This window comes from Amaricoccus sp., from assembly GCF_036846665.1.
In the GTDB taxonomy this organism is placed as follows: Bacteria; Pseudomonadota; Alphaproteobacteria; order Rhodobacterales; family Rhodobacteraceae; genus Amaricoccus.
The window spans coordinates 1-3,768 of sequence record NZ_DAIUBO010000315.1; the positions used below are offsets into that span (position 1 = coordinate 1).

The 3,768-nt window shown below is 73.4% G+C and carries 4 protein-coding genes; 2 read left to right on the forward strand and 2 right to left on the reverse strand.

Annotation, left to right across the window (positions count from 1 at the left end; all coding sequences use genetic code 11):
• Positions 1 to 65: 65 nt before the first annotated feature.
• Complete coding sequence (locus tag V7050_RS19420) at positions 66 to 1,313, forward strand: NnrS family protein (protein WP_324368103.1); 1,248 nt, start codon at positions 66 to 68, stop codon at positions 1,311 to 1,313.
• Between the two features lie 9 nt (positions 1,314 to 1,322).
• On the opposite strand, the gene V7050_RS19425 is transcribed toward V7050_RS19420, so the two are convergent.
• A complete protein-coding gene (locus V7050_RS19425; protein WP_324368105.1) occupies positions 1,323 to 2,123 on the reverse strand; it encodes a methyltransferase domain-containing protein in 801 nt (266 codons plus the stop codon).
• Between the two features lie 47 nt (positions 2,124 to 2,170).
• Between V7050_RS19425 and V7050_RS19430 the strand changes: the two genes are divergently transcribed.
• A complete protein-coding gene (locus V7050_RS19430; RefSeq protein ID WP_324368107.1) occupies positions 2,171 to 3,229 on the forward strand; it encodes an AraC family transcriptional regulator in 1,059 nt (352 codons plus the stop codon).
• Positions 3,230 to 3,342: 113 nt separating this feature from the next.
• On the opposite strand, the gene trxA is transcribed toward V7050_RS19430, so the two are convergent.
• The gene (gene trxA / locus V7050_RS19435) at positions 3,343 to 3,663 is read right to left on the reverse strand and encodes a thioredoxin (RefSeq protein ID WP_324368109.1); all 321 of its coding nucleotides are present in this window, start codon (positions 3,661 to 3,663) and stop codon (positions 3,343 to 3,345) included.
• Positions 3,664 to 3,768: the final 105 nt, after the last annotated feature.

Sequence of the window (3,768 nt, forward strand, 5' to 3'; positions counted from 1 at the left end):
GCCGGCAGGACCGGCGGTGCCCTTCAGTCGCCGGCCGTCCCGGCGACGCGCAGGGAGCCGCGCCGATGCCGCCTGCCGATCGCACGAGGGGCGAGCCCGCGCCGTCCCGGGACCGGGTTCCGACGACCATGCAGCGCATGCGGGCCTGGCGCGGCCCGGCGCTGCTCAGCTTCGGCTTCCGTCCCTTCTTCCTGATCGGCGGCGCCTATGCCGCCACGGTGGTCCTGGTCTGGCTGCTGGTGCTGACCGGCGCCATGGCCTCGCCGGGGGACTGGCCGCCGCTGGCCTGGCATGCGCATGAGCTGGTCTTCGGCTTCGTCCCGGCGGTGGTCGCGGGCTTCCTCCTCACGGCGGTGCCCAACTGGACGGGGCGGCTTCCGGTGGTCGGCTGGCCGCTGCTCGGGCTCGTCGCGGTCTGGCTGGCGGGGCGCCTCGCCGTCGCCGCGGCCGGCCTGCTGCCCGGCGCTCTCGTGGCAGCGCTCGCCACCGCCTTCCCGGTGACGCTCGCGGTCTTTCTCGGCCGCGAGATCCTCGCCGGGCGCAACTGGCGCAACCTGCCTGTGCTCGGCGCGGTGATCCTGCTCGGGATCGCGCAGGCGCTCTTTCACGCCGAGCTGCTGCAGGGCGGCGCCCCGGTCCGCGGCGACCGGCTCGGCATCGCGATCACGGTCTTTCTCATCACCCTGATCGGCGGGCGGATCGTCCCGAGCTTCACCACCAACTGGCTCAAGCGCCGGGAGCCGGGCGCGCTGCCGGTGCCGTTCAACCGGTTCGATGCATTCGTGGTCGCGGGCGGCGCACTGGGCCTGCTGCTCTGGGCGGTCCTGCCGATGGCGCCCGGCCCGACCCGGGCGGCGGGTCTGATCCTGGTCGCAGGCGGCGCGCTGCAGCTGGTGCGGCAGGCGCGCTGGCAGCCCTGGCGCACCGGCCCGGAGGCGCTGGTCTGGGTGCTGCACCTCGCCTATGGCTTCGTGCCGCTGGGCTTCCTGCTCTCCGGCGCCGGCGTGCTCAGGGCGGATTTCGGCCTGGAGATGGCCGGGCTCCATGCCTGGGCGGCCGGCGCGATCGGGCTGATGACGCTGGCGGTGATGACACGCGCGACGCGCGGCCACACCGGCCATGCGCTGACCGCGCCGCCCGCGACGGTCGCCGTCTATCTCGCGGTGGCGCTGGCCGCGCTCCTGCGCATCGCCGCCGCGCTGGCGCCGGGCTGGTCCGTGCCGCTGCTCACCCTCGCGGGCATCGGCTGGTGCGCGGGCTTTCTCGGCTTCGTCCTGCTCTACGGGCCGATGCTGATCCGGCCGCGGGCCTGAGGCCCGGGCTCACGCCTTCCGCGCCACCGCGAGATGGATCGGCGCGGCGAAGGCAACGCTGCCGTCGGCCGCCGCGAAGCCGGCGAGCGCGTCGCGGGCGGCCTCCTGCAACCGGGCGTATTGCGCATCGTCGATGGCGTCGGCGAGCGTCCAGCCCCTGATGTCGGTATGCACCCAATCGGCGATCGAGGGGAAGCGGGCGATGCCCGGCAGGGTCCTGAGCGCGGCGCCGGGGATCGCCGCCGCCGCGAGCTCGGCGGCGAAATCCGCCGGATCGCCCAGCACGAAGGGCGCGCGCAACCCGGCGGCGGTCTCGGCGCCGAAGAGCCGCTCGAGCAGGGCGAGCATCGCGGCATAGCCCGGGGAATGCGCCACGTCGTCCCAGACCGTGACCACCAGCCGCCCGCCGGGGCGCAGCACGCGCCACATCTGCCGCAGCGCCGCGGTGCGGTCCTCGAAGAACATCAGGCCGAACTGGCAGGTCACCGCGTCGAAGGCCGCATCGTTGTAGTGCAGGCCTTCGGCGCGGCCTTCGCGCCAGTCGATCCCTGGCGCGGCGCGGCGCGCCACCGCGAGCATGCCGGGGTTGCGGTCGAGCCCGACCACCCTGCCCTGCGGCCCGGCGCGATGCGCCAGCGCGCGGGTCAGCGCGCCGGTGCCGCAGGCGACGTCGAGCACGCAAGCCGCCGGCGCGATGCGGGCCGCCTCTGCGGCGGGTGCGGCGAACTGGCCGAAAAGGGCCGGTACGAAAAAACTCTCGTAGATCTCGGCGGCCGCGGTCGAGACCTGGCCGGTCGCGGCGTCGTCCATGGCGTGCCTCCATTGCTGCGCTGTCGCGTCACAGGCTATGCTCGGCCATGACCGAGGGCCATGACCGCATGTCCGGCAGTCCTGCCCGATCGTCCGGCGAAGTGGCTCCGCCGGCCCGGGCCGGCGGACAGGACCCGCTCTCGGACGTGCTGCGCAACGTGCGGCTCGGGGGCGCGCTCTTCTTCCTGGTCGATGCGACCGCGCCCTGGTGCGTGGACGTGCCGGAGAGCGAAGCCTATCGCGCGATCCTGTTTCGCCGGGCGCGGCACCTGATCTCCTACCACATCGCCGTGGAGGGCAGCGGCTTCGCCTCGGTGCCCGGCGGGAAGCCCATGGCCTTCGATACCGGCGACATCCTGGTCATTCCCCATGGGGACGCCTACCGGATCGAGAGCGCCCCCGGCACCGTGCCGGAATTCGACCGCGAGGGCACGCTGCAGTTCTTCCGCGAGATGGCCGCCGGCCGGCTGCCCTTCGTGGTGCGCGAGGGCGGCGGCGGCGATCCGCCGGCCCGCTTCGTCTGCGGCTTCCTCGGCTGCGATTCGCGGCCCTTCAACCCGCTGCTGACGCAGCTCCCGCGGCTGCTGCGGATCCGGCGCCGGGCCGGCGGCGCCGATCTGCTGGACCGGCTGGTGGATCTGACCCTCGCCGAGATGCGGCGCGAGCGCACGGGCGGGACCAGCCTGCGCCTCGGCCTGAGCGAATTGCTGTTCATCGAGGCGATCCGGCGGCATCTGGAGGCCCTGCCCGAGGGCGAGACCGGCTGGCTCGCGGGGCTGCGCGACCCGGGCGTCGGGCGGGCGCTGGCGGCATTGCATGCGCGGCCGCAGGCGGCCTGGACGCTCGGGGATCTGGCACGGGAGGCGGGCCTCTCGCGTTCGGTGCTGGCGGCGCGCTTCGCTGCGCTGGTCGGGCTGCCGCCGATGCAATATCTCGCCCGCTGGCGCATGCAGCGCGCGGCGCGACTGCTCGCCGACGGCGATGCGAGGGTGGGCGCGGTCGCCTTCGAGGTCGGCTACGGCTCGGAGGCGGCGTTCAGCCGCGGCTTCAAGCGCATGGTCGGCGTATCGCCCGCAGAATGGCGCCGCGCGGCGGAAACCGGGTAGGCCGCAGCCCGCCGGCGGGACCACGATCTGCTCGATGAACCTGAATGTTGTTGCATATCAAATGGTTGACGCCGGTCCCAACTCGGGACCGGCCGCCGTCGCGAACGGAAGGCTCAGACGGTCTCGTCGATCCAGCCCTTGAGGCTCGCCTTGGGCGCGGCGCCGGTGCGGTTGGAGACCAGTTCGCCGCCCTTGAACATGAAGAGCGCGGGGATGCCGCGCACGCCGAACTGGGCGGGCAGGCCCGGGTTCTCGTCCACGTTCACCTTGGCGATCTTGATCTTGCCCTCGTATTCGGAGGCGAGTTCCTCCAGTGCCGGGCCGATCTGGCGGCAGGGGCCGCACCATTCGGCCCAGAAATCAACCAGAACGGGAACGTCGGAGCCGAGCACCTCGTCCTGGAAGGTCACGTCCGTCACCTTGACCAAAGCCATCGGTGTGTCTCCTCGAATTGCGCTGTCCGAGCGAACCTATGAACGCCGCCGGGCCGGGTCAAGGTCGGCGGCGCGGGCCAGCGCCGCCGCGACGAGACCGGCGGG

Excerpts from the sequence above, each read along its gene's own strand:
- V7050_RS19420 (WP_324368103.1), top strand. The coding sequence starts at position 66 with ATGCCGCCTGCCGATCGCACGAGGGGCGAGCCCGCGCCGTCCCGGGAC.
- V7050_RS19425 (WP_324368105.1), bottom strand. The coding sequence starts at position 2,123 with ATGGACGACGCCGCGACCGGCCAGGTCTCGACCGCGGCCGCCGAGATC.
- V7050_RS19430 (WP_324368107.1), top strand. The coding sequence starts at position 2,171 with ATGACCGAGGGCCATGACCGCATGTCCGGCAGTCCTGCCCGATCGTCC.
- trxA (WP_324368109.1), bottom strand. The coding sequence starts at position 3,663 with ATGGCTTTGGTCAAGGTGACGGACGTGACCTTCCAGGACGAGGTGCTC.